We start from the raw sequence: 570 nt of genomic DNA, 5'->3' as shown, positions 1-570 counted from the left end.
CGTTTTCGCGCACCGATTTCAGGATCATGCCGAAGGGCGAGTTGATGATGCGCCAGATGACGAACACGCCCAGCACGAACACCGCCAGCACAAAATAATACATGGTCATCGGCTGGTTGAGGTCGATGATGCCGAAGAGATAGCCGCGCGGCACGCCCTGCAATCCGTCCTCGCCATGGGTGAAGGCGGCTTGCAGGCAGAAGAAGAAGAACATCTGCGCCAGCGCCAGCGTGATCATCGTCGAATAGATGCCCTGACGGCGAATGGCGAGATAGCCGATGACGAGGCCAAGGGCGGCGGCGGCAAGGACGCCGAGCACGAGGCCAAGCTCCGGCGTGACGCCCCAGACCTTGACCGTATGGGCGGTGATATAGGCCGCGCCGCCGAAGAAGGCGGCATGGCCGAAGGACAGGATGCCGGTATAGCCCAGAAGAAGATTGAAGGCAGAGGCGAACAGCGCGAAGCACAGCATCTTCATCAGGAAGATCGGATACACCATGAAGGGTGCGGCCAGCAGCCCGACAAGGGCAATGCCGAGGATGACGGCCGAGAGGCTGTTGACGGCAGGCG

1 protein-coding gene is annotated in these 570 nt (G+C 61.2%); it reads right to left on the bottom strand.

Annotated features, from left to right (window positions below; genetic code table 11):
- Window positions 1-570 (bottom strand): branched-chain amino acid ABC transporter permease (locus ACS5UA_RS22850; RefSeq protein WP_443101889.1); only part of this gene is annotated, 570 nt, incomplete at both ends.

The organism is Brucella sp. RRSP16, assembly GCF_052246815.1.
In the GTDB taxonomy this organism is placed as follows: domain Bacteria; phylum Pseudomonadota; class Alphaproteobacteria; order Rhizobiales; family Rhizobiaceae; genus Brucella; species Brucella intermedia.
This window is presented reverse-complemented; position numbering and strand designations above follow the sequence as displayed.